Genomic DNA, 21,859 nt, shown 5'->3' on the forward strand with positions numbered 1-21,859 from the left:
CATTGCTCCGGTTGCTTTTAAGCTTTACACTATTACTGAGGTAAGCCATTAATGTTGGTTGGAGGAGCGATAAGACATGAATGTATTGTTTATCGGCGGTACCGGCTTGATCAGCCAGGCTGTATCCAAGCTAGCTGTGCAGAAAGGAATCAACCTCTATTTGTTCAACCGGGGGAACCGGGACGGATTTGTGCCCGAAGGCGCGAAGATCATTACCGGGGATATTCGAGATCCCAAGTCCGCCGCGGCAGCGCTGGAAGACTATCAATTCGATGTCGTGGTAGATTGGATCGCTTTTACGCCGGAGCATGTTCAGACCGACATTGATTTGTTCCGGGGACGTACGAAGCAATATATCTTTATCAGCTCGGCATCGGCTTATCAGAAGCCGCTGCAGCATTATATCATAACGGAGCATGCAACGCCGCTTGAAAATCCTTATTGGCAATATTCGAGAGATAAAATCGCCTGCGAACAGCTTCTTCTGAAGGAACATGCCGCAACCGGCTTCCCGGTTACGATTGTCCGTCCTTCCTTTACCTACGGGGATACGATGATCCCGGCATCGCTGAACAGCTGGCCTCACCCTTATTCGCTTGTTGCCCGTATGCGCAAGGGCAAGCCGATTATTGTTCACGGCGACGGAACATCCCTATGGACGATGACACATAATTCGGACTTTGCGAAAGGTTTTGTGGGGTTGCTTGGCGAGCAGAAAGCGATTGGGGAAGCGTACCATATTACATCGGACGAAGTATTGTCCTGGAATCAGATTTACGAGGCGATTGGCGCAGCTGCCGGAGTTAAACCGAACCTGATACATATATCTTCGGACTTCCTGATCACCTATGATCCGGATTTGGAAGGCGGCCTGCTTGGCGATAAGGCGGTAAGCGCTGTATTTGACAACAGCAAGATCAAAAAGCTTGTACCGGATTTTGCGGCCACTGTGCCATTTGCGGAAGGGATTAAACGGACCGTTGAATGGTTCGAAGCCCATCCGGAGAAATGTTCGGAGGACGAAGCCTGGAACGAGCAGATGGACCGCATTATTGCGGCGCATTCATCCGGAATGAACGTTGATAGGTAGTATTATTGCACAAAAAAAGCGATGCAGGGTTGAACTGCATCGCTTTTTTGCCGTCTAGGAAGCGAGATAAGAGGAGACGATCTTTTTCACGCGTTCCATGCCTTCCCACATATCGCCGGGACCGTCGTAGATCAATACGTAAGCGCCATTGAATCCGGTGGAAGCAACGGTGTCCAGACAGCGGCGAAGCTCGGCTTCATCCGGAATTCCGTCGGCATCGTATTGAGGTTTGACATGGACGGATACGCTAAGCGGAGTCGTAAGAGCAATCTCTTCATATTTCAATTGGCCTTTAAAGTTGCCGAAATCCGTAATCGTCGCAGCATGTTCGCCCCATTGATCGAGCAGCTTCATGGAGCTTGCGCCAGTGGAGGTGAGTGCTTTGAAGTTTTCCGTGATTACTTTTACGCCAAGCGAGTTGCCATATTCCGAGAGCTCGGCCAATCTGGCTGCGGACAGCGAAATAGCCTCGTTATCCGTAGGAGGAGCTTCGCCCGCCACAACCCGGATCTGCTTCGCGCCGCTTAAGGAAGCAGCTTCAATCCATTGGCGGATATAGGCCATATCCGCTTCTACGCGGGCGGGGTCGGAGGAAGTGATATCGCCGTAATCAAGGAGCAAGGTATCAAAGGACATGCCGGCTGACGCAAAGGCTTGCTTCACCTGTGCGAGATAGTCTGGTTCGGTGGACGGGAAATGGAAATGGCAGACCTCTACGGCTTGATAACCGCGGTTGGCAGCTTCGGCGGGAAGCTCAAGAAGAGAATGCAGTAACGGCTGTTCCTGAACGGCCGTATCGTGGTTGCCGGTTTCTTCATTCCATACGGTCCAGCGGAGCGGTCCCAGATTACGGTGCAGGCTCCAAGTACTTAACGACAAATATGACATATGTACAAATCCCACCTTATCGATTGTTTTCACTCTGCCATTATACAACAGATAGGTTAACAATTAATTTATTCAATCTAGGGATTAATTTATTCATTTTAGGGATTGAACATCACTCAAATTTGAGTATAATAAGCTAGGGGTATTCAAATTTGAGTACGGATATATGACCACAGAAGGGAAGTTCTTATGGACGCGAAAAAAAGTAGTGTCAAATTAGTAATCGCAGGCCTCCTGCTTGGCCTGTTTATGTCGGCGCTCGATCAGACGATCGTATCAACGGCGATGGCGAAGATCATCGAGAAGCTGGGCGGCATGGATAAATTCGTATGGGTTTATTCCGCTTACATGATCGCAATGGTGGTCGCAACGCCGATCTTCGGCAAGCTGTCCGATATGTACGGCCGGAAGCGGTTCTTTATTTCAGGCCTCATCTTTTTCCTGATCGGTTCCATTCTGTGCGGTACGGCAACTGACATGAATCAGTTGATTATCTACCGTGCTATTCAAGGTGTCGGCGGCGGCGCGATCATGCCGATTGTCTTCACCATCATCTTCGACTTGTTCCCGCCGGATAAGCGCGGCAAAATGATGGGTCTGTTTGGCGCCGTGTTCGGCATCTCCAGCGTATTTGGCCCGATTATGGGCGGTGCCATTACAGACAATATCAGCTGGCGCTGGATTTTCTACATTAACGTTCCGATTGGCATCTTGTCTTTGATCTTTATCATGAGAGGCTATCAGGAATCGAAGAACCACCGGAAGCAAGTAATCGACTGGGCCGGTGCGGTTATTTTGATGGCCGCTGTCCTGCTCCTGATGTTTGGACTCGAGCTTGGCGGTACCGACGGCTGGGCATGGGATTCGTTCAAAACCATCTCGCTTCTAGCCGGTGCAGGCATTCTGGCTGTCGTCTTCCTGTTTGTTGAGAAAATGGCGAAGGATCCGATTATTCCGCTGACCTTGTTCAAGAAGCAGCTGTTCACCAGCAGCATGATGATCAGCCTTCTGTACGGCGGCATTATGATTGCTGTCGCTACTTATATTCCGTTGTTCATGCAAGGCGTATTCCATCTGTCGGCGACCAGCACAAGTACGGTTCTGACTCCGATGATGCTCGGGGTCGTCGTCAGCGCGCAGATCGGCGGCCGGATTGCGAACAAAGTCCGTTTCCGCGACGTCATGATCGTATCTTCGATCGTATTGATGGTCGGAACGTATTTGCTCGGCTATGTGATGGATACCTCCTCGAGCCGTGCTCTGATCACCGTATTTATGGTTATCATTGGCCTCGGTATTGGCGTATCCTTCTCCTTGCTGAATATCTCGACTCTGAACTCCGTTCCACCGCAATACAAGGGTTCGGCGTCGTCCTTAATCACGTTCTTCCGCACCATTGGTTCCGCGCTTGGTATTACCGTGTTCGGCGCAATGCAAAAAACGCATTTCCAAAACTCGCTTCAGGACGTGCAAGGCATCAAGCCGGAAATGGCGGCACAGATCAAAGGCGGACAGGCGCTGCTTGATCCGTCGGTTCAAGCTAAAATGGGGCTGCCTGCAGATTTCGTAACGCTTCTGCTTGGCAAGCTGTCCGATTCCATTCTGTTTATTTTCCAATGGAATGTCATCCTGCCGGTATTGGCGTTTGTCTTCGCAATTCTGATGGGCCGCGCTCGTCTTGAGCTTCCTCCAAAATCGAATCAAGCTCCAGCCAAAGATGATGCAGGCAAGCCGGAGCCATCGTTCTCGGGGAGATAAGGAACATGTCAATGAAGCTGTTAATATTGGGGCTTCTTATGGAAAGAGACAGACATCCTTACGATATAAGACAAACGATTAAGCAGCGGAACTGGAATGAGTCGTTTAGGCTTCGAGACGGTTCTTTGTATTACGCGGTAGACCAGCTTCGGGATCACGGGCTGATTGAAACGGCGGAGATTGTGGCGGTTCCGGGCGATAACCGGCCGGACAAGACGATTTACCGGATAACGGAAGCAGGCAAGGAAGCATTCCACAAACTGCTGTACGAGCAGCTAAGCCAGGTTTCTTATCCGCAGCATCCCGCATTCCTTGCGCTGCCTTTCATTCGTCACGGAGATCAGAACCGGATCGAGCAGCTGCTGCAGAAGCAGCTGGCCGCATGCGAAGAGCGTATTAAACGCATGGAGGCGGTGTTGGAGATAAAAGGAACTTTTCTTCCGACCGGCTCCCAAATGATGATTAACGGAATCAAAAAATTCGGAGAGGCGGAGAAGGAGTGGCTGCTGGAGCTGCTGGAGATGGCTAGGAGCGGCAGCCTTCTTCAAGGGCCAAGCTGGACGCTTGAGCAGATCGAGCAGTATCTGAAGTCCCATCCCGGGCCTCAAATGCCGGAAGAATAGTACAAATAAAGCTAGAGAACCGCACCCGGGTGCGGTTCTTTTGTTTTTATTTTACTAATTTTCGCGGATCGAGTCAGATGGAGGCAACTTTTTCGTGCGTTTTTTGGTCAAAGCGATTCAAAATTACGGCATCTGTTCAAAATCCGCTTTTTCAGCCAAAGTTTGGCATGAAGCTCCGACAAAGAAACAAGTGAGCCTCGCAGGATATTTGACACGTTTTTCAAATCCTCCTATGTACAATCTAACCTATACCACAGCAGGTATGTCTGATTTACAAAAACGAGGGAAGAGGTGTAACGATGCATACAAAAATCAATTCAAAAGTGCTCGTATATGTACTTTGTATAGCTTTGTTCATGACCTTGAGCACGCGTTTTTTACCTTCAAATAAAGTGTCTGCTGAAGTAACTCATGACTTGTCGACCGCTCATTTATCCATCGCTGATGGCAGTATCGTGGTAAGTGACGCTTTACAGCTGTTTACGCCGCAATTGCCGGAAGCCGCTGAAATAAAGCCTGTAGAGAGGCAAGAAGCTGCGCTGCCGGAACCTGAGCCCAATATAATCCCCGAAATACATAGCGCAGCCGCGCAACCCTCCGTGCAAGAACCGCCTATTCTTACATACGCTGTGACCGCGTTTTACCTCAACGTCCGCGAGAAGCCGGATGCAGACTCCGATATTATTCAAGTGCTAAAGCAAGGGGACATCATCCAGGTGGATCATGCGACGGATAACGGATGGTTGGCTCTAAAGGATCAAGGCTTCGTTCATGGACGTTATGCCAAGCAGATTGAAGAAAAAGCGGCTCCGGTTGCCGAAAAGGCACTTGAGGTCAAAATTCTGGCGAAAGCGAATACAAAAGCGGAGGCGGCAACGCCTTTTAACGATACGTTAGAGATTAAACCCGCAAAAGCAATACCGCTGCCCTCCGACCCTGAGAGGCCAACATCCGTTGTGGAATCGGACTCGGGATTGACGGAAGAACATATTGCGAAGCTGTTTGAGAAAACCGCTCTTGCGGATCACGGCTTAGAGCAAGCCATTCTGGAAGTCGAAGAGGAATACGGCATTAACGCATACTTTACGATTGCCGTCATGAAGCTGGAAAGCGGCAACGGCAAGAGTACGCTGGCCAAGAAGAAAAACAATTTGTTTGGCCTTAATGCATTAGACAGCGACAAATATAATAAAGCATTTGCCTTCGAGACGAAGGGAGACAGCGTCCGCAAGTTCGGCCAGCTGCTGGCCAAGAATTATATCGATAAAGGCTACACAACGATTGATAAAGTAGCTAGTAAGTATTGTCCGGCCAATCCGAAATGGTCAAGTCTGGTCATGAATATTATGAAACGCGACTATAAGAAGCTTTAAATTACTTAACGGGGAACTGGAACCTTTTTGCCCAGGATTCAATAAGTTATATAGTCAAATGACTATATGACGGAGGTATCAAGATGGATAATCGTGGTTTTGTTCCTTTTGGCGGCGGCGGCTTTGGAGGCGGATTCCGTCCACCATTCCGGCCTTTCCCGCATCCTTTCTTCCCAGGTCGGTTCCTGTTCCCGTTTTTCTTCTTCTCGCCTTTCTTCTTCCCGTTCTTCCGGGAGGATGACCGCAACTATTATTACGCTCATCACCAAGCGCAGGCGGGAGATACGATGGAGCAAATCGCCCATGCGTACAACATTCCAAATACGCTGCTGGAGGAAGCCAACCTGCATATCGCGAATCCAAAATCCCTCAAGCATGGCGAAACGGTTGTTATTCCGCGAATTTCCAATATGTATTGCCATAAAACATACATGGATCTTCCGGCAACGCAATCGCTTCAACAAAGTAATACCCAGCCAAACGTACAGCCAAACATGGTGAGCCCAAGCATGACTAGTCCAAACATGGCAAACCCAAACATGGTGAGCCCTAGTATGGTAAGTCCGAATATGGCAAATCCTCATATCCACGGGACATCCGTTAATGGCCCATATTAAGCTAGAAATAATAACGTCCGCTCCTTCCCGATAAGAAGGAAGCGGACGTTATTCGTTTTTAAGAAACGATTAATTCTTTCATCTCCCACGGGCTGATCGGACTCATTCGCACGAACATGGAATGGAATCGCATCAATCTTTTGCCCCGGGTTGCGTGCAAGGTCTCCGCTTCCATCCGTACCTCGGACAACCAGGGTTCCTCCTGGGGGAGTTCACGTCCGTCCTTCCGCCGGATAGAACGCCAATCCTGCTGCTGCGAAAGCAGCGCCTCCGACTGCTCTTTGGGAATTCCCTCCGTTAGCAGGCGGATCATCTCGGGCTCTTCGTGGTGAATGGCTTCAATTAATCCTTGACCAAGCAGAAAAGGAGAAGAGTCCGCAAAATAATTCCGCAGCTTTCCCGCAGCCTTGTGAACCATTAGCTGATGAGGCAAATCCGGGTTTTCGGATTTATGGGTAGAGCTGTTCAGGAAATGTACGCAAAAATGCCCCGAAAAGCCATTCTCCGGTATTCCGTCTCCGCCATGAGGCATTCCGTTCATGGAAGCTGCAATTTGCCGGCCATCCTTTTCCGCGATAATCGCTTTTCTGTCCCAGGTCCAGCCCTTGTTGTAAATCTGCTTCATAATTTCGGTATCTGCCTTCGTTACGGGTTGAACATCCGCATGATCATGTCCGGCTCTTCGTTGTACGCGGAACGATAACCCGGTCTCCATATCCTTGATGACAAAAAAAGCTTTTCTGGAAAATAGCTTTTCCGCTTCCTGCCAATCCAGTAATTGTCCGTAATGCTTCGCCCGCAAAGCCTCGGCGGACTGCTGTAGCTTTGCCGCGGCTTTACCCGGCAGAACAAGCATTTTCGACTGCGTCTCATCCCATATGCGTCCGCTGGCATCTACGCGAAAGGACGGAGCAGAGACTCCTTCCCGGGAAATATAAAGATCCGAAAATCGCGGGACTTCATCGGATGCTTGCCAATTCGGTGAATGAACGGCTTTTACGATATCCGGATCTTTAATCATGTCACGGTCTTCGAAGATGGCGGTAGGGCTTGATTTGACCATTAACTGCAGATCGGAATGACCGGTCATTTCTTCTTTCGTCACGGCCGATTTGGCATGGAGATTATTTTCCGGCAGCCAGGCAAGGGCGAGTGCAAGCACGATCATTATGCAAGCCTTCATACGATTAAATCGATGAAAAAGCATATTTTCCTCCTGTTACTAAATAATTGAAGCTTCGGCGAACCATACTATCCCTTGTCCATTATTATTCTCGGCTGAATTAGTGCTTATGTGACGATAGGAGAAGTGAAGAATGGGATTTAACGGAATGTGGATAGCCGGACTTGCTATCCTGCTGCAGCAGCCTGTACAGCCCGTACAGCCCGAGCGGCCTTATATTGTACCTGAACACCTGACCATTGAGTTCCGCGGACAACCGATTGCCCAGATCAAGCGGGACGATTACGATCTTCCGGGTACGTCCTTTTTGGATATCGGGAAGTTCGATAAGCTGCAGTCCAAGCTGGAGAAAAAGATCAATATGCCCCCCGTTAACGCTTATATCGGCGATAGGGGGACGATCGTTCCGGAACAGTCTGGTTATCAACTGGATCGCGATCAATTTGCCACGCAATTTTACAGCTATTTCTTTAATAGCAAGCCTTGGGCCATTGAGGTGCCTTTAACACATGTGCACGCGAGGGTGGATAGCGAATTGCTTGCCAGCATTAAGGAAAAAGCGATCGGCAACTATGTTACTTATTACAACAGCAACAATAAGAACCGCTCCCATAACATTTCCTTAGCTGCAAAAGCGATTTCCAATACGGTCGTTTTCCCCGGCGAGACGTTTTCGTTTAACCGTACCGTGGGACCAAGAACGCCGGAGAAAGGATATTTGAGTGCGCCGATAATCGTCCGCGGGGAGCTTTCCGAGGGAGTGGGAGGCGGCATTTGCCAAGTATCCTCCACTTTGTTTAATGCCATTGATAGCGCGGGACTCACAATCATCCAGCGATACTCGCATAGCCGGCATGTGCCTTACGTGATGCCCGGACGGGATGCTACGGTAAGCTGGGACGGACCGGATTTCGTATTCAAGAATCAATACAATCAACCGGTTCTGATCCGTGCTTTCGCCGGAAGCGGGCGTGTATTTGTGTCCGTGTACTCCTCAGAGCTGATTGAATACAAACACCGTCATATCCCAAGCATGTCGAAAAAGCTGCCCGAGGAAGTTGCTTTCAAAGCCCAACATCATGATTCTAATGAAGGGAAGGAGTTGCTTCCGTGATTAAAAAATTAACTGCTTTGATAATGGCCGCTGTTGTCGGCTCTTCATTGCTGGCTCTAACAAGCGTGGCTGCGGAAGGGGAACGGGAAGCGCTGCAGGCTGCTTTTATCCGGACCAATAACTTATGGCTGGCGGTTGACGAGGTACAGAAGCCGCTGACGAAGGAGGAATATATTCGTAGCCCTCAATGGTCAAAAGACGGGAAATGGATGACCTTCCTTCGGGGTGAGAACAGGCCGGAAGTGTGGACCTATGAAGCTGCAACCGGCGGCATGAGAAGGCTAGGGGAAGGCAGCAATGCCAAATGGGCTCCCAATGACAACCGGTTAGCCATCTTGTCCGGAAGAACGCTTAGCGTCATGTCGGCTGACAGGCCAAGCGACCATTCGCAGGACCGTATTATGGACAATGCAGGGGAGTTCTCGTGGCTTCCGGACGGAAGCGGACTGCTTGCTTCTACTGCGGCTGAGCTGCTGCCGGAAGGCGGCTGGGCTCCGATTGAGCTGTATGTACTTAAGCCTGACGGTGCGGGTGGGGCCTGGTCAAAGCAGTTGTTTTACCGGCTGCCTGCTCAATCGGATGATTTTTTCGCGATTCAGACAAGCCCGTTCAAATGGTCCCCGGACGGAAAATGGATTGCGTTTATTGCCAAGCCAACCGCTTCCTTATCCTCCGATGCCAACACGTTAATCCTGTTGTCTTCGGATGGCCGGAACTTTGTGAAGGCCGGTCAGATGCTGGGCTATGCCAATTGGTTTCAATGGGCGCCGTCGAGCGGCCAGCTTGCCTTTATTGAAGGTACGGGCAGAGAAGCGACATCAAACAAGAAGCTGACTATTCTCGAGGACATTCTCTCGGTTAAGAAGCGCGTACTGACGCCTCGAGGTTATGCCGACAACGACTTTACTTGGGACCGCGATGAAGCGATTATCGTGTCCCGGAGGAAAGAGGCGGCATGGTCGGGCGATGAAGAAGACAGAGCATTGCCTTTGCTTGCCAAGGTTAATCTTCGAACAGGGCAGAGCAAAAATGTGACGAGAGGCATCGAAGGCTATGGCGATTATGCGCCAACAATCATGAGGAACGGTATGATTGCCTTTGTGCAGTCCGGTCAAGGCTCCGCGGAGGTCAAGCTGATCAAACCGGGCGCAAGACGGTCCTTATCCTGGATTACGAAGCTGACCGTTTCCGAAGATTATTACGGCAGAGCGAATTGGAGCGACATGATTGGTTATTTGAACAAGTGAACGAAGGAGCTCCAATGACGGAGCTCTTTCATTCATTGCTTCATTGGTCTAACGGAACATCTAGCCTGTCGAAGGGCTGTTCGGAACATGGCCTTTTTGGTTGCGGTTCCGGTCCGTTGACCCCGCCACATTATTTTCAGCTTCTAACGAGTTGAACTGCAGTGCATGCATTTTACCTTGGAAAGAGCGTCGTTTATTATGCGACATGTTTGTTATTCCTCCCTGCGATAGAATGGCGCCTACAACCTGTGGCGACATTAGATTGCCCGCAGGCCGCTTCGAATATCGCGCGAAAAATCTTCTCTTTACACCATGACATGGATAGCCTATATTGATCCTGTCAGCATTTTTGTAAACGTCTTCATAAGGAAGGGCATGATTGACGTTCGGCAATGAAGGAAAGAGAAGGAGAGGTAGCAAATGGAGAACAGCAATAAATTCGCTTGGACCTGGAAAATCAAAGAAGAAAAACTTGAGGAATACGTAGCCATGCATCTGGCCCCTTGGCCTGAAATTATGGAAGAGCATTCGCGCGCAGGGATCCGGAATTATTCGATCTTTCAGAACGGCAACCAGTTTTTCTACTGCTTCGAATGCGATGATGTAGAGAAGGCGTTCGGCATAATCGCCGAGAGTGAGCCGTGCAACCGCTGGAACGCCATTACCTCGCAAATGGTGGAGGGCTCATTCGATTTCCGCGAAGCCGAGCCGATTCGTCCGTTAAGAGAAGTCTTTTACCTGAAATAAGCCGTAATAACAAGTTGAATTTATCCAGGGCTGCCTGACGCGAATTGGCGTTAAGCGGTCCTTTTTTGTTAACTGGAAGAGAGCGGCTTTGCAGAAAGTCGAAAATCGTCGTATTATAGAGACTAGGTGTCATTTTTATCGAGTTTTGAGAGGAGCATTTATACCATGAGCGAGTTAAGTCAATACGGTATTCAATTAACAGCACAAATCATACATGCTAAGCAATTCGAGAAAAAGATGAGAGGCTACAGCCAAGAGCAGGTGGATGAGTTCCTCGACGAGATTATCAAGGACTACAGCCGCATGCAGGAGCTGGTCGTGAAGTTTGAAGCTGACCTGGCGAACATACATATGGAACTGATGAAGGACAAGGAAGCCTTCGATTACTTCATGATCAAACGCCGTCTGGAAGACCTGGAGCAGCGCGTATTCGGGGAAAAGAGAGAAACGCTTCGCCCGCGCGTATTCTAATCGTTGCATGTTAAAAAGCCGCTTGGCTCTATGTCGGATAGAGCGGAAGCGGCTTTTCGTTTTATCAGAAAAATTTATTTGTTTCCTCGGCGTACCTTTAATTGCTTGCCTTTTATCGTCGTATTCTTCATCAGCTCAAGAACAAGCGAACCTTTGCCGTTAAGAATCTCGACATCGGTCACATGGTCGAGAATCGTTATGATCCCGATATCGTCAGCCGTTACCCCGTCAAGCTTCGCAATGGTCCCGACGAAGTCTACCGCCCTGAATTTCTTTTTCTTCCCGCCATTGAAGTTAAGCTTCATGATTTGCTTGTTTAATTGCTCGCGGCGGTCCTTTTTCAGCTCAACTCCAACGTTTATTTTGCGCTGGAAATCTTCGAGGCGGCGGTTAACCTCTTCTTCAGAAGGAGCCGGCACTCTCGGAATCGCGAAGCCGATGTAATCTTCGATCTCCGCCAGCCGTCTGCCGTCGTTAGGGGCGAGGAAGGTAATCGCTTTTCCGTTTTTGCCGGCGCGTCCGGTACGTCCCGTACGGTGCACGTAGCTTTCTTTCTCTAACGGGATATCGTAGTTAATGACATGGGTGATGTTCGTAATGTCGATCCCCCTTGCCGCAACATCCGTCGCAATCAGATAGCGGAATTGGCCTCTTCTGAACGCATTCATCACTTCGAAGCGTTCTTCCTGCTCCAGACCGCCGTGGATGCGATCGCATGGATAGTCGAGCTCGGCCATCGACCGGAACAGCTTGTCGACATTCTCCTGGGTCCGGCAGAAAATAATACAGCTGTCCGGGTTCTCCGCAACTAGAACGTCCTGCAGCAAGGCCAGCTTATCCGCTTCCTTCACTTCAATAAGGGAATGTTCAATGGTTGCGGTTGTTAGTCCGCTTGCCTGAATCTCAATTTGCGCGGGATTGTCCATATATCGTCGAGACAACTTGGCGACATCCTCGGGGAAGGTGGCGGAAAACAGCATCGTTACCCGATCGCCGGGCAAGGCTTGAATAATCGATTGGACTTGTTCGATAAATCCCATATTCAGCATTTCGTCGGCTTCGTCAATGACCAGATAAGCGAGTTTGTCGAGCGCAAGCGTACCTCGGTCAATATGGTCAAGCACGCGTCCCGGCGTTCCGACTACCATATGCGTCCTTTGCTTCAGCTCGGCCTTTTGAATATGAAAAGGAGATTTCCCGTAAAGGGCCGTTGCTTTGATTCGTTTAAACCGGCCGATATTGGTAATGTCCTCCGTGACTTGAACCGCAAGCTCGCGGGTTGGCGTCAAGATTAAAGCTTGCGGCTTATTCTCGTTCCATTCCACAAGCTCGCAGAGGGGGATGCCGTAAGCCGCTGTTTTTCCGCTGCCGGTTTGCGATTTGACGACCAGATCCCTTTTCTCGAGCGCAATGGGGATCACTTTCGCTTGCACCTCCGTAGGGGTGTCAAAGCCCAAGCTGCTCAGAGCTGTCGTAATTTCCTTGCTTAATCCTTTAAATACCGTCATCTTAAACCTCTTCTGCATGATATTCGCCATACTAGGCCGTACATATTAGCTTATACTTGTTCATTATACCCGGAATCGCGATTGATAGTGTTATAATCGTTAGAAGAATGAAAGGATGATAGCGATGAGCGTAATTAGACTTGAGAACGTAACGAAAAAATATGAAGACGCTATGATCTTTCGCGATATTTATTTTCGCCTGAGTCAAGGGGAACGCGTTGGACTGATTGGCCGTAATGGCGCGGGCAAGTCTACGGTATTCAGGCTCATTATGGGCAAGGAAGAGCCTACGTCCGGGAAGGTCGAGATCGATCCGCAAGCGAAGATCGGCTACTTCTCGCAGTTCTCGGAACTTAGCGGCAGCTTATCCGTGCAGCAGGAGCTGGAGATGTGCTTTGAGCAAGTTGCCCTCATCGAACGAGAGCTTCAGGAGGTTGCGGAGAAGCTGGGATCGGTGACGGATGACGGCGAGATGGACAAGCTGCTGTCTAGACAAGCGGAATTGTTCGAGCAGATGGAGCATCTGGACGGCTGGAATGTGTCCGTCGAGATTAACACCGTGCTTACGAAGCTGGGATTCAACGATCATTCGCGTCATCAGCCGGTCGGCGAGTTGTCCGGAGGCTGGAGAAACCGCGCGGCACTAGCCAAGATGCTCATCCAAACGCCGGATGTTGTCCTGCTCGACGAGCCTACGAACTATTTGGATATGGAAGGGATTGCTTGGCTGGAGCAGTGGCTGTTCCGGTTCAAGGGGGCCATGATTCTGGTGTCCCATGACAGGGAATTCATCAATAAAGTCGTTACGAGAACGATCGAGATCGAGAACTATCATTTTCAGGAATACGACGGCAATTATACCGATTACGTCCGCAAGAAGAAGATGCGCAAGAAGGAGCTGGACCGCCAGTTCGAGTGGGAAGAAGAGCTTCTCCTGATGGAAGCTGAAGCCATAGACAGCCGAAGCAGCAAAAAGACGTCGAAAGACCGTCTTTCCCGTAAACTAGCGGATAACAAGAAACGGATTGAGCCTCATCCCGTTAATGTGCTGATCACCGATATTTACGAGAAGCTGCGTTTTCCGGACAAATTATGCGAAGTGAAGCAAATCAGCCAAACGTATGACGGCAGACAGATTTTCGAGAATATCAGCTTTGACATTCAAAAGGAAGACCGTCTTGTGATCGTTGGCCCTAACGGGAGCGGAAAATCCACTCTCATCAAAGTGTTGACGGGGCAGGAGAAGCAGGAGTCCGGCGAAGTCGTCTGGGAGAGAGGGGTAAGCTACGCTTATTTCAACCGGATGTGGGAGGAGCTTGATCCGAAGGACACGGTCAGCCACGCGGTGAATACGTATGGGCTTGGCCTGGATGCGCCGCGGAAAAAGGTCAATAAGTTCCTCTCCATGCTGCAATTCTCGGAAGCGGATTTAAGCAAATTTATCGGTAATCTGTCGGGCGGGCAGAAAGCCCGGGTTGCGCTTGCCAAATGCCTGCTATCCGGTGCCGCCGTTATTATTTTGGACGAACCGACGAATCATCTTGATTTAACGAGTATTCAAGTGATGGAGCAGGCGCTGATTCATTTCCCGGGAGCGGTTATCACCGTCAGTCATGATCGATTCTTTATCGATAAAATCGGAACAAAAATGCTGACCTTCGATCCGGATACCGGGGTAAGCGAACAGAGCTTGTAGAGAAACGCAAAGGCAGGACAAAGCGCGTATGTGCTTATGTCCTGCTTTTTTTATTACGGAAAAAGTGCAAAGGTTTAAACAAATCGCAAAATATATTTTGTTTTTACTCGAAAAAGGCATAGACATGCGAACATTCGTGCCCTTAGAATAGGGATGTATTTCCATTTCCATGATTCTCCAATTCAGGGAGGGGTCAACTTAAATGCAGGACATGATTCACATTCATGAGGGCTGGACCAATGCCAGTCCGGAGGAAGTCGGATTCGATAGAGAGCATCTCCGGCGTCTCGACGATCATTATGCTTCCATTATCGGAAACGGTACGATTCAAGCCGCAAGCTACATCATCGCAAGAAAAGGAAAGGTATTCGCACAGCGCTCGCTAGGGAGTTTGCGCCATGAAGACGGCAGCGCGGATCTTCTTCCCGATTCCATTCGGAAAATCTATTCGATCACCAAAGTATTTACGGCAGTTGCTATCCATCAGCTGATAGATCGCGGGAAAATCTTTCTGACGGAATCCGTCAGCCGGATCCTGCCCGAATTCGACAACGATAAGCACCGCGACATTACGATTTTCCAGCTGCTCACCCATACCTCCGGTCTTCAGGGAGATCCCGGTTTTTACCTGGAGCCTTACGGACTTCCGTGGTACGAATGGATGGCGCACGAAGCGAAGAAAGCTTATCCGCATATCAATTGGCTGCAGGTTGTCATCTCTGGACCCATGCAGCGCATGCCGGGAAAGGAATGGATCTATTGCTCAAGCGGATATGCCATACTGGGCGAGATTATTGCCAAGGTATCCGGCAAGACCTACGAACAGTACATACACGATGAGATTTTGGTTCCTCTCGGCTTAACGAATACCTTCTTCAAGGTGCCCGAGGAGCAACGGGACGCAGTCTGCTGCACGAATGATTGGGAGAAAAGAGAAATCTACGAGCCGCGAGAGCGGACGGCGGACATGCCAAACGTGGCAGGCAACGGTCTTTATTCGACGCTTGAGGACTTGTGGAAATTCGGACAGATGATGCTGGACGGCGGAATCGGCAACGGCAGCCGCGTGTTGTCCAAACGTTCCGTTGAGCTGCAAACGGCCAATCAACTGCATGGTGTAACGAGCAGGGGCTGGGGCAATCTTCACGCGGATTTCAAATACGGGCTAGGCTGGTCGGTGGATCATTTTGATCTGGCGAGCAAAGGAACCTTCTCGCATGAAGGCTACGGCCATTGCGGCTTGTATGTGGATCCCGTCGAGGAATTAGTATTCGCGTTCCTGGTTCCAAGCCATAAAGGCTTCACGAATGAATCGGTGGTTACCCCGCGGGCTATCGTCTGGTCGGGATTGGAATAATAATCAGTCTTTTAACGGAGGGATGCCCATGTCAACATCGGGTGTAAATACGGCAATACAACCGCAGGAGACCGGATTCGATCCGGATGCGCGGCTTCGGCTGGAGGAGCATTTCAAGTCGCTTATCGAACAGAAACAAATTCAAAGCGCGTCTTATCTTCTTTCCGCAAATGGCAAGGTTTTTGCAAAAGCCGCCTTTGGACAGCTCAAGTACACGGATCCCGATTCGGTCTGCCAGGACGATACGATCCGCAAAATCGCGTCGGTAACCAAGCTGTTCACCGCGACGGCGATTTTTCAGCTGGTCGAGCAGGGCAAGCTGTTTCTCCGGCAGTCGGTCTCGGAATGGATCGGGGAATTCAAAAACGCCACGTACGAAAAAATTCAAATCTGGCACCTGCTGACCCATACTTCGGGCCTTCAGGCGGATCCCGGCTACTTCCAGGAGCCTTATCCAAGAGGCTGGTGGGATATGCTGTTCGCCTTCGAGCCGGAGACGGAAGGGCCGGATGCCGTCACCGATCCGGAGGAGCTGGAAAAGCAGCGTCGCAGCCAGTGGATTCGCTCTCTCTTATCCGGTCAGCCTTTATCGGCGCCTGGCGTAGAATGGAGCTATTCGTCAGCCGGGTTTAATGTCCTGGGCGAGATTGTATCCCGCGCAAGCGGAATTCCGTTTGAGCAGTACGTGATGGAGAGGATTGTAAAGCCGCTTGGCATGAACCGTACGTTCTTCGATATTCCGGAGGAACTGCATGACGAGGTGTGCTGGATTAACGAGCATGAGAAGAATCGGGATACGAAGAAGCATGACCGCAAATATAGTCCGCAAAGAGCCGGGGGCGGCATGAACTCTACGCTGGATGACTTGTACCGCTTTGGTCAGATGCTGCTTAACAAAGGCACGCTTGACGGTGTCAAAATCTTATCCCGCAAGTCGGTAGAGAAGATGAGCACGAATGTGCTGAACAGCGGGATTGAAGGCTTTTGCTGGGGAGGGCGGGTCAAGAGCTTTACGTACGGACTTGGCGCGAACCTTACCGGGCATGACGACTGGCTGCCCGTTGGCTCATACGGCCATGAAGGGGCGGGACGCTGTAAATTTCTTGTCGATCCTCAGCATCACTCGGTCGTCGTATTTTTTGTGCCTTCCAATCTGGACTGGTGTCCGGAGTCGATTAACGGTACGCAAAATATTATCGGCTCCGGATGGCTGTGAAGCGGCTGACCGCCGTCATTTCCGCGATCGGGTTCGCTACCTACAAGGAGTGGGCGGCGTTCCGGTCGCATATGGCGGCTTCGCTGCTAGTTGGGCCTGTCATGTTCCTGGTTCAGGTTTTTATCTGGAAGGCCGTTTACCAAGGGCATGAGACGTTAAACGGGCTGACTTACCAACAGATGCTTACTTATTATGGCGTCGCCAGCCTTATCCATTACATCTCGTTTGATTTCGCGGACTGGAACCTGCAGATGCTGGTGCGCAGCGGGAAGTTTGTCACTTTTGCCCTAAGGCCGCTGCCGCATTGGCTGTTCGCGCTGGCTCAGAAGATCGGACACCGCTCGCTAGCGCTTTGGGTTGAAGTGCTGCCTGTTCTTCTTCTGTTTATCTTTGTCTTTGGCGTAAATCTGCAGCCCGCGGCTCCGGGCTGGGCTGTCTTGTCCATTATCTTCAGCTTCCTGATGAACTTTATGGTTAATTATTGCGTTGGATTAACCGCCTTCTGGCTGATACGAGCAGAAGGAATCCGGCGGGTGTTCCTGCTCCTGAAGGATATTTGCGCAGGGGTATTTATTCCGCTGTCCTTCTTCCCGGATGCGATGCAGAAAGTATTGTTTTTCCTTCCTTTTCAGTTCATTACCTATTTGCCGACTAGAGTGTACGGAGGGGAATATGAACTTGCCGGCATTCATCTGTCGCTGACACAGGCGGTAGGCCTGCAAGCCGTTGCCGTTGCGGTAACTGCGTTAACGATGACCGTTCTGTACAACGCCGCCATGCGAAGATTTACGGGGGTGGGCGTATGAGAGAGACCTTATTCGGTGCGGCTCTGCGAACCAAGTTTGCGGAGCAGATGGCGTATCGCAGCCATTTCTTTATTAGCGTTGTCATGCTCGTTATCGGGGATCTGGTTGTTCCGCTCGTTACTTTGCTCGTGTACAAATCCGGCGCCTCGTTTCCCGGATGGACGATGCATGAGGCACTGCTCATTCAAGCCGTGTTTGCCCTGTCGAAGGGAATCGCCTTCCCGTTCTTCTTCGGCATGGTGGGAACAACGCTAGGCCATGTCCGCGAAGGAACGTTTGACTTGCTGCTTCTCCGGCCTAGACCCGTTATGCTGATGGCGATGATCACGGGCTTCGACCCGGATGATTTCGGCAGATTGTTCAGCGGCACGGTTCTGTTCCTTTACGCCTTAAACGGGATGGCGATGCCCGGCGGCTGGGCGTGGCTGCAATTCGGACTGCTGTTCCTGGCGTCAGTCACGATGTTAGGCGCGGTATCCCTGTTCTTGTCCGGCATGCTGTTCCGCTGGGTCGGAAGCAGCCGGGTCTTTGATATTTTTGACGCGTTTACAAGCTTTGGCATGTATCCGGGAACCATCTTCTCGAAATCGCTACAAAACGTATTAACGTATGTTCTTCCCGTAGGTCTGATTGCTTTTGTTCCCGCAGAAGCGCTGCTTGGCCGGACCGGCTGGGGAGGATTATGGGCGCTGCTGCCGGCTGCCGATTTCCTGCTGCTCGGGATGTTGTATTGGAACCGGATGCTGAGAGGTTATACAAGTGCCGGCGGCTAGAGGCGAAAGACGAAGGGGAGAAGGGTTAGCATGATCGAAGTGAGAAATCTGACGAAAACGTATATGACTCATGAACGCGGCCATACGCTCCGCGAAGTGACGCGTAATTTGATCAAACGGCCGATGAAGGAAATCAAAGCCGTTCACGATTTGTCTTTCACCGTACCGCAAGGAGAGATGCTGGCGTTTCTTGGCCCTAACGGCGCAGGGAAGTCAACAACGCTTAAGATTCTGACGGGTGTCCTTCACCCCACAGCGGGCGAAGTTAAAGCGCTGGGGCTTGTTCCTTGGAAGCAGAGAAGACAGTATGTCGGCCGCATTGGCGCCGTCTTTGGGCAGAAGTCGCAGTTGCTCTGGGATATTCCTCCCGTCGATGCCTTTTATATGAACAAGGCGATATACGGCGTACCGGAGCGGCAGTATCAATCAACGTTAAATGACCTCATCGAGCTGCTTGGCGTTGGCGATATTATCCGAAAGCCTACCCGTCAGCTATCGTTAGGGGAACGGATGAAATGCGAGTTTATCATGGCGATGCTGCACCGTCCGGAAATCGTGTTTCTCGATGAGCCCACGATTGGGCTGGATATGATTGCGAAGGAGAATATCCGCCATTTCATCCGAAGCATGAACGGACAGGGAGTCACCTTTATATTAACGACGCATGACCTGGAGGATGTCGAGCTGCTTGCGGAGCGGGTGATCGTCATCAATCACGGCGAGATTGTGGTGGATGATTCGCTTGCCATGTTAAGAAGCAGGCTGGGCGACAAGAAGTCGGTTCGTCTGACGACGGAAACCGTTGTTCCGGATATCCGTATCCAGGGTATTACGGTTACGGAGCGGAAAGGGCCTCTAGAGCTTGCGCTGGAGATTGATACGAGCGTATTGCCTTTGAAACGTTTTATCCGGGAGTTTAACGAGGTTTATGGCATTGTGGACATGGCGATTGACGCCATGCCGATCGAATCGATTATGAAGGAGCTGTATATGGCGGAAGCGGCCGAAGAGTCGGCTGCGGCTAAGTCATAAGCAGGAAGGACTGCCTTTGCCGGCAGTCCTTTTTTTGAGTTATTTGCAAGTATTGTTGTTGCTGTTCTTCTTCGGAACCGATCCGGAATTGTCGGCAAGCTTATCGCCGAATTGGTCAAGGCGCGAAGGGCTTGCAGCCGGTCCGTCATTGTCGGGCTTGTTGTTGCGTCCTGTCATGTTTTTCACCTCCAACCCTTCTAGATTGAGCGGGCTTTGGTTAATTCATGCATTGTATAATGAAGGAAATAAAAAGCTAAGAAAAATGGAAATCTGCCGTTGACTTTGACGTTGCGTCAAGGTGTAGAGTAAGGTTGTCGGGAGGTGAGCAGATATGGAATATACCGTACAGAAGCTGGGACAGCTCGCGGGCGTAAGCACGAGAACCTTGCGGTATTACGATGAACTTGGACTGTTAAAGCCGGCAAGAGTCCGTTCATCCGGATACCGGATTTACGGGCAGGCGGAGGTGGATCTGCTGCAGCAGATTTTATTTTACCGCGAGCTTGGCTTGGGGCTTGAGCAAATCAGGCAAATCATTCAAGATCCCGCCTTTGATAAGAGGGCCGCGCTGAAGGAGCACCGCGAGCAGCTTCTCGACAGAAGGCGGCAGCTGGATGTCCTTATCCGGAATGTCGAGCAATCCATCGAGCATGCGGAAGGGAGAATGAACATGTCCGACAAACAAAAATTCGAAGGCTTCAAACAAAAGCTGATTGACGAGAACGAGAAAAAATACGGCAAGGAAATCCGGGGAAAATACGGCGACGATGCCGTTAATGCGTCCAACGCGAAGCTGAGCCATATGACGCAGGAGCAGTATGACGAAGTAACGAAGCTTGGGGAAGAGATCAAAGCAGCCTTGGCGGAAGCTATCAAAACCGGTGATCCCGCGGGCGAGCTGGCTCAGAAAACGGCAGAGCTGCACAAACGTTGGCTGATGTTTTATTGGAAGGAGTATTCGAAGGAGGCACATGCCGGATTATCCCAAATGTATGTGGATGACGAACGGTTCACCGCCTACTACGATGCCGACCAGCCCGGAGCGGCCGCTTTTTTGAGGGATGCCATTCATATTTATACGGGCGTGAAGCAGCCGTAACCGTCGAACAATCATACTTTGTCTGCCGCAGCCACACAGGCTGCGGTTTTTTATGGCTTACGGCATGTTAGCGTTAGGCTCCTTCATATATTGATATTGGCTCGGAATCCGTCGAATAGGTTGTCCTTTTGCGGAAAGGGGGAGGGGGAGATGCGGTTTCAGCTGGACGAGGAATACGAGCTGACGCGTGCGGCTGTAAGGGATTTTGCGGAAAGCGAGCTTGCTCCGGGGGCGGTTGACAGAGATGAGCTTGAGCGATTTGACCGCAGCTTGTTCGACAATATGGCGACGATGGGCTTAACGGGGATTCCGATTGCCGAGAAGTGGGGCGGAGCGGGCAGCGATCTACTCGTCTACTCGATTGTCCTGGAGGAGCTTGCCCGCGTATGTGCTTCAACCTCGGTTATGCTGGGGGTGCATACGACAGCGGCATGGGTGCTCGCCAAGCATGGAAGCGATAGCTTGCGCGAGATAAATTTAATGCCGTTAACTACAGGGAAAAAGCTTGGAACCATTGCTTATTCGCATCCGACTTTAAGAGGAAAAAGGATGGGCCAAGACATCTATAATCTTGACGGATCTCTTCCGTCCGTCGAACTGGCTGGCGTAGCGGATCATTACGTAGGGTTAATTAAGCATCGGGCCGGAGGATTCTCGCTCGGCATGATCTCGGGTGACAGTCCCGGTCTCACCTGCGCGCCTTCGGAAAGCAAGCTTGGTTTGCGGGCGATGCCAAGAGCGGAACTGCGGTTTCAATCGGTAAATTTTTATTTATTTAATGGGATTAAAGAAAGCTCGGAACGAGGGGCGGAAGTTATATTTAATGACATTAACGTTATTCGGGATATTGGTGCGGCTGCCCAAGCTACGGGAATTGCCCAGGGAGCATTGGATGCCGCGTTAGCCTACGCGAAGGAACGGACGCAATTCGGCAAACCGATCGGACGCCAGCAAGGCATAGCGTTTAAGCTGGCGGATATGGCGGCGAATGTAGAGGCGTCAAGGTGGCTTGTCTATGATGCGGCCTGGTCCACGGACAGAGGATTGTCAAGCAGCGCGAAAGCCGCTATGGCAAAGCTTTACGCGATCAAACACGCCGTAGCGACGGCTATTGAGGCCGTACAGATTTTTGGCGGATACGGCTATATGCGCGAATACCCCGTTGAACGTTATTTGCGGGATGCCAAAAGTCTGGAAGCAGCTTCGGAGCATTCGTATTCGGCTATTTTAAGCCTGGAGGCGGAATAGGGGGAGCTGACGG

The 21,859-nt window shown here is 50.7% G+C and carries 23 protein-coding genes; 18 read left to right on the top strand and 5 right to left on the bottom strand.

The window, feature by feature from the left end; translation table 11 throughout:
* The first annotated feature begins 76 nt into the window (after positions 1 to 76).
* A complete protein-coding gene (locus ACR9FF_RS13695; RefSeq protein WP_127496679.1) occupies positions 77 to 1,090 on the top strand; it encodes an SDR family oxidoreductase in 1,014 nt (337 codons plus the stop codon).
* 54 nt (positions 1,091 to 1,144) lie between these two features.
* On the opposite strand, the gene ACR9FF_RS13700 is transcribed toward ACR9FF_RS13695, so the two are convergent.
* Positions 1,145 to 1,978: a sugar phosphate isomerase/epimerase family protein gene (locus tag ACR9FF_RS13700; RefSeq protein WP_317981903.1), complete on the bottom strand. Its 834-nt coding sequence runs from the start codon at positions 1,976 to 1,978 to the stop codon at positions 1,145 to 1,147.
* A gap of 189 nt (positions 1,979 to 2,167) precedes the next feature.
* On the opposite strand from ACR9FF_RS13700, the gene ACR9FF_RS13705 reads away from it, so the two are divergent.
* From ACR9FF_RS13705 to ACR9FF_RS13725, 5 genes are all read left to right on the top strand, one after another.
* A complete protein-coding gene (locus ACR9FF_RS13705) occupies positions 2,168 to 3,736 on the top strand; it encodes an MDR family MFS transporter (protein ID WP_435171715.1) in 1,569 nt (522 codons plus the stop codon).
* Between the two features lie 5 nt (positions 3,737 to 3,741).
* On the top strand, positions 3,742 to 4,359 hold the full coding sequence (locus tag ACR9FF_RS13710) for a PadR family transcriptional regulator (protein WP_435171717.1): 618 nt from the start codon (positions 3,742 to 3,744) through the stop codon (positions 4,357 to 4,359).
* 94 nt (positions 4,360 to 4,453) lie between these two features.
* Positions 4,454 to 4,750, top strand: a complete 297-nt coding sequence (locus ACR9FF_RS13715) for a hypothetical protein (protein ID WP_435171719.1) — start codon at positions 4,454 to 4,456, stop codon at positions 4,748 to 4,750.
* Positions 4,751 to 4,775: 25 nt separating this feature from the next.
* Positions 4,776 to 5,732, top strand: a complete 957-nt coding sequence (locus tag ACR9FF_RS13720) for a glucosaminidase domain-containing protein (protein ID WP_435171721.1) — start codon at positions 4,776 to 4,778, stop codon at positions 5,730 to 5,732.
* A gap of 83 nt (positions 5,733 to 5,815) precedes the next feature.
* Positions 5,816 to 6,349 (top strand): LysM peptidoglycan-binding domain-containing protein, encoded by a 534-nt coding sequence (locus ACR9FF_RS13725; RefSeq protein ID WP_127496684.1) that lies wholly within the window; start codon positions 5,816 to 5,818, stop codon positions 6,347 to 6,349.
* A gap of 58 nt (positions 6,350 to 6,407) precedes the next feature.
* Here ACR9FF_RS13725 and ACR9FF_RS13730 read toward each other — a convergent pair whose 3' ends face one another.
* Positions 6,408 to 7,517 (bottom strand): hypothetical protein, encoded by a 1,110-nt coding sequence (locus ACR9FF_RS13730; RefSeq protein WP_435171724.1) that lies wholly within the window; start codon positions 7,515 to 7,517, stop codon positions 6,408 to 6,410.
* Positions 7,518 to 7,665: 148 nt separating this feature from the next.
* Here ACR9FF_RS13730 and ACR9FF_RS13735 point away from each other — a divergent pair, with 148 nt between their 5' ends.
* Complete coding sequence (locus ACR9FF_RS13735; RefSeq protein WP_435171726.1) at positions 7,666 to 8,646, top strand: VanW family protein; 981 nt, start codon at positions 7,666 to 7,668, stop codon at positions 8,644 to 8,646.
* The gene (locus ACR9FF_RS13740) at positions 8,643 to 9,893 is read left to right on the top strand and encodes a hypothetical protein (RefSeq protein ID WP_435171728.1); all 1,251 of its coding nucleotides are present in this window, start codon (positions 8,643 to 8,645) and stop codon (positions 9,891 to 9,893) included. Before ACR9FF_RS13735 ends, ACR9FF_RS13740 begins: the two co-directional genes overlap by 4 nt.
* A 60-nt stretch (positions 9,894 to 9,953) precedes the next feature.
* Here ACR9FF_RS13740 and ACR9FF_RS13745 read toward each other — a convergent pair whose 3' ends face one another.
* Positions 9,954 to 10,100 carry a hypothetical protein gene (locus ACR9FF_RS13745; RefSeq protein ID WP_165930719.1) on the bottom strand — a complete coding sequence of 49 codons (147 nt, stop codon included), beginning with the start codon at positions 10,098 to 10,100 and terminating at the stop codon, positions 9,954 to 9,956.
* 213 nt (positions 10,101 to 10,313) lie between these two features.
* Between ACR9FF_RS13745 and ACR9FF_RS13750 the strand changes: the two genes are divergently transcribed.
* Together ACR9FF_RS13750 and ACR9FF_RS13755 are read left to right on the top strand one after the other, a co-directional pair.
* A complete protein-coding gene (locus ACR9FF_RS13750; protein ID WP_127496687.1) occupies positions 10,314 to 10,640 on the top strand; it encodes an L-rhamnose mutarotase in 327 nt (108 codons plus the stop codon).
* 165 nt (positions 10,641 to 10,805) lie between these two features.
* Complete coding sequence (locus ACR9FF_RS13755) at positions 10,806 to 11,111, top strand: DivIVA domain-containing protein (RefSeq protein WP_435171731.1); 306 nt, start codon at positions 10,806 to 10,808, stop codon at positions 11,109 to 11,111.
* 74 nt (positions 11,112 to 11,185) lie between these two features.
* Here the strand turns inward: ACR9FF_RS13755 and ACR9FF_RS13760 are convergent, their stop codons facing one another.
* Positions 11,186 to 12,619, bottom strand: a complete 1,434-nt coding sequence (locus tag ACR9FF_RS13760; RefSeq protein ID WP_127496689.1) for a DEAD/DEAH box helicase — start codon at positions 12,617 to 12,619, stop codon at positions 11,186 to 11,188.
* A gap of 124 nt (positions 12,620 to 12,743) precedes the next feature.
* On the opposite strand from ACR9FF_RS13760, the gene ACR9FF_RS13765 reads away from it, so the two are divergent.
* The 6 genes from ACR9FF_RS13765 (at position 12,744) to ACR9FF_RS13790 (ending at position 19,499) form a co-directional block, all read left to right on the top strand.
* Complete coding sequence (locus ACR9FF_RS13765) at positions 12,744 to 14,315, top strand: ABC-F family ATP-binding cassette domain-containing protein (protein ID WP_435171733.1); 1,572 nt, start codon at positions 12,744 to 12,746, stop codon at positions 14,313 to 14,315.
* Positions 14,316 to 14,517: 202 nt separating this feature from the next.
* Positions 14,518 to 15,672, top strand: coding sequence for a serine hydrolase domain-containing protein (locus ACR9FF_RS13770; protein ID WP_435171735.1), 1,155 nt, complete (start codon positions 14,518 to 14,520; stop codon positions 15,670 to 15,672).
* A 28-nt stretch (positions 15,673 to 15,700) separates the two neighbouring features.
* Entirely contained in the window at positions 15,701 to 16,888 is a 1,188-nt protein-coding gene (locus tag ACR9FF_RS13775) for a serine hydrolase domain-containing protein (RefSeq protein ID WP_435171737.1), read from the top strand.
* Positions 16,879 to 17,694 carry an ABC transporter permease gene (locus ACR9FF_RS13780; RefSeq protein WP_435171739.1) on the top strand — a complete coding sequence of 272 codons (816 nt, stop codon included), beginning with the start codon at positions 16,879 to 16,881 and terminating at the stop codon, positions 17,692 to 17,694. The genes ACR9FF_RS13775 and ACR9FF_RS13780 overlap by 10 nt, the downstream gene beginning before the upstream one ends.
* Positions 17,691 to 18,467 (top strand): ABC transporter permease, encoded by a 777-nt coding sequence (locus ACR9FF_RS13785; RefSeq protein ID WP_435171741.1) that lies wholly within the window; start codon positions 17,691 to 17,693, stop codon positions 18,465 to 18,467. Before ACR9FF_RS13780 ends, ACR9FF_RS13785 begins: the two co-directional genes overlap by 4 nt.
* Before the next feature lie 30 nt (positions 18,468 to 18,497).
* Positions 18,498 to 19,499 carry an ABC transporter ATP-binding protein gene (locus tag ACR9FF_RS13790; protein ID WP_435171743.1) on the top strand — a complete coding sequence of 334 codons (1,002 nt, stop codon included), beginning with the start codon at positions 18,498 to 18,500 and terminating at the stop codon, positions 19,497 to 19,499.
* A 39-nt stretch (positions 19,500 to 19,538) separates the two neighbouring features.
* Here the strand turns inward: ACR9FF_RS13790 and ACR9FF_RS13795 are convergent, their stop codons facing one another.
* Positions 19,539 to 19,676 carry a hypothetical protein gene (locus ACR9FF_RS13795; RefSeq protein ID WP_164775555.1) on the bottom strand — a complete coding sequence of 46 codons (138 nt, stop codon included), beginning with the start codon at positions 19,674 to 19,676 and terminating at the stop codon, positions 19,539 to 19,541.
* Positions 19,677 to 19,830: 154 nt separating this feature from the next.
* Here ACR9FF_RS13795 and ACR9FF_RS13800 point away from each other — a divergent pair, with 154 nt between their 5' ends.
* Together ACR9FF_RS13800 and ACR9FF_RS13805 are read left to right on the top strand one after the other, a co-directional pair.
* Positions 19,831 to 20,598 carry a MerR family transcriptional regulator gene (locus tag ACR9FF_RS13800; protein ID WP_127496696.1) on the top strand — a complete coding sequence of 256 codons (768 nt, stop codon included), beginning with the start codon at positions 19,831 to 19,833 and terminating at the stop codon, positions 20,596 to 20,598.
* 150 nt (positions 20,599 to 20,748) lie between these two features.
* Positions 20,749 to 21,846, top strand: a complete 1,098-nt coding sequence (locus ACR9FF_RS13805; protein ID WP_435171746.1) for an acyl-CoA dehydrogenase family protein — start codon at positions 20,749 to 20,751, stop codon at positions 21,844 to 21,846.
* The last annotated feature ends 13 nt before the right edge of the window (positions 21,847 to 21,859 follow it).

Origin of the sequence: Paenibacillus glycanilyticus (assembly GCF_051200795.1) — a bacterium.
Lineage (GTDB): Bacteria > Bacillota > Bacilli > Paenibacillales > Paenibacillaceae > Pristimantibacillus > Pristimantibacillus glycanilyticus.

Coding starts and splice junctions, on each gene's coding strand:
- ACR9FF_RS13750 (WP_127496687.1), top strand. CDS start 10,314: ATGGAGAACAGCAATAAATTCGCTTGGACCTGGAAAATCAAAGAAGAA.
- ACR9FF_RS13710 (WP_435171717.1), top strand. CDS start 3,742: ATGTCAATGAAGCTGTTAATATTGGGGCTTCTTATGGAAAGAGACAGA.
- ACR9FF_RS13725 (WP_127496684.1), top strand. CDS start 5,816: ATGGATAATCGTGGTTTTGTTCCTTTTGGCGGCGGCGGCTTTGGAGGC.
- ACR9FF_RS13770 (WP_435171735.1), top strand. CDS start 14,518: ATGCAGGACATGATTCACATTCATGAGGGCTGGACCAATGCCAGTCCG.
- ACR9FF_RS13805 (WP_435171746.1), top strand. CDS start 20,749: ATGCGGTTTCAGCTGGACGAGGAATACGAGCTGACGCGTGCGGCTGTA.
- ACR9FF_RS13730 (WP_435171724.1), bottom strand. CDS start 7,517: ATGATCGTGCTTGCACTCGCCCTTGCCTGGCTGCCGGAAAATAATCTC.
- ACR9FF_RS13800 (WP_127496696.1), top strand. CDS start 19,831: ATGGAATATACCGTACAGAAGCTGGGACAGCTCGCGGGCGTAAGCACG.
- ACR9FF_RS13785 (WP_435171741.1), top strand. CDS start 17,691: ATGAGAGAGACCTTATTCGGTGCGGCTCTGCGAACCAAGTTTGCGGAG.
- ACR9FF_RS13760 (WP_127496689.1), bottom strand. CDS start 12,619: ATGACGGTATTTAAAGGATTAAGCAAGGAAATTACGACAGCTCTGAGC.
- ACR9FF_RS13735 (WP_435171726.1), top strand. CDS start 7,666: ATGGGATTTAACGGAATGTGGATAGCCGGACTTGCTATCCTGCTGCAG.
- ACR9FF_RS13790 (WP_435171743.1), top strand. CDS start 18,498: ATGATCGAAGTGAGAAATCTGACGAAAACGTATATGACTCATGAACGC.
- ACR9FF_RS13695 (WP_127496679.1), top strand. CDS start 77: ATGAATGTATTGTTTATCGGCGGTACCGGCTTGATCAGCCAGGCTGTA.
- ACR9FF_RS13745 (WP_165930719.1), bottom strand. CDS start 10,100: ATGTCGCATAATAAACGACGCTCTTTCCAAGGTAAAATGCATGCACTG.
- ACR9FF_RS13700 (WP_317981903.1), bottom strand. CDS start 1,978: ATGTCATATTTGTCGTTAAGTACTTGGAGCCTGCACCGTAATCTGGGA.
- ACR9FF_RS13780 (WP_435171739.1), top strand. CDS start 16,879: ATGGCTGTGAAGCGGCTGACCGCCGTCATTTCCGCGATCGGGTTCGCT.
- ACR9FF_RS13795 (WP_164775555.1), bottom strand. CDS start 19,676: ATGACAGGACGCAACAACAAGCCCGACAATGACGGACCGGCTGCAAGC.
- ACR9FF_RS13775 (WP_435171737.1), top strand. CDS start 15,701: ATGTCAACATCGGGTGTAAATACGGCAATACAACCGCAGGAGACCGGA.
- ACR9FF_RS13705 (WP_435171715.1), top strand. CDS start 2,168: ATGGACGCGAAAAAAAGTAGTGTCAAATTAGTAATCGCAGGCCTCCTG.
- ACR9FF_RS13755 (WP_435171731.1), top strand. CDS start 10,806: ATGAGCGAGTTAAGTCAATACGGTATTCAATTAACAGCACAAATCATA.
- ACR9FF_RS13765 (WP_435171733.1), top strand. CDS start 12,744: ATGAGCGTAATTAGACTTGAGAACGTAACGAAAAAATATGAAGACGCT.